Annotated in this window: 1 protein-coding gene; it reads left to right on the top strand. The window is 43.4% G+C overall.

The window, feature by feature from the left end:
• Positions 1–23: 23 nt before the first annotated feature.
• On the top strand, positions 24–1,130 hold a 1,107-nt coding region (locus LN995_RS21660), incomplete at its 3' end, for an immunoglobulin domain-containing protein (RefSeq protein ID WP_449581420.1).

Genomic DNA, 1,130 nt, shown 5'->3' with positions numbered 1-1,130 from the left:
CTTCTAAAGAGATCCTAATAGTCGTGAATCCTGTACCAGGTATTCCTTCTGTTACAGGTGTACAAACTATTTGCTATAACACTACTACTACACTCACAGCAACGTCAACAGATAATACAGTAAACTTTAACTGGTATAATGAAGCAGGCGAAGCTGTCTCTACTGAAAACCCATTTCAAACGCCTGCACTTACTTCTAACATTACTTATACAGTTAAAGCAGTAAACGCAGCAGGTTGCGAAGGACCTGGGCAGGAAGTCACTGTAACGGTCATACCTGCTCTTGACAATAACAGCATTAGTACAGACCAAATAATCTGTAGTGGGAGCACTGCTGCTGTGCTAACAGGCACAAAACCAACAAGCACCGGAGGCGAAGTTGCTTACCGTTACCTCTGGCAGATAAGCCAGGATGGAAATATATTTACGGATGCTCCAGGAGTTAACAATAACCAAGACTACACCCCCCTTGGCAGCTTTTCTGATAATACATGGTTCAGACGAATGATATATGCTGATCCCTGTCAGGAATTAGTCAGCAATACAATTAAAATAGAAGTTTCCCCCTTGCCAGAGGCTCCTTCTGTTTCCGATGCTTCCGTTTGCTATGGTTCTGATGTTACTTTACAAGTCTCAAGTCCTGATAATAACCTTAAATACCAATGGTACGATGCGCCATCAGGAGGCAACTTGCTGGCAAACTCAGACCCAACAGGTGTTTCATTTGCAACCACAGCTTTTACTTCTTCCACGTTTTATGTAGAAAGTGTTAATGCACACGGATGCTCCAGCTCAGCCCGAACTCCTGTTTCTATTACAGTAACACCAGCATTGATAGGAGGAGACATAATTAGTTCTCTTGTAGCTGAAGTTTGTTCAGGCTCATCACCAGGCGAGTTAAGCGGCGCAGCACCAACAGGAGGAGATGGTACTTACACCTATGTTTGGTTTGGCAGTATCGTTAATGCTTCCGAAGGCTTTAATGAGCTACAACGTTCTACTGATCCTAACTATAACCCTGGTAATTTAACGCAACGATCATGGTTCAAGCGTGTTGTCATATCTGGAGAATGTACAGTCGAGTCGAATATAATTGAAATAGGAGCCAACCCTATACCGGTTGCCCCAGTT

Source organism: Pontibacter silvestris (genome assembly GCF_020907275.1).
GTDB classification, from domain to species: Bacteria; Bacteroidota; Bacteroidia; order Cytophagales; family Hymenobacteraceae; genus Pontibacter; species Pontibacter silvestris.
This window is presented reverse-complemented; position numbering and strand designations above follow the sequence as displayed.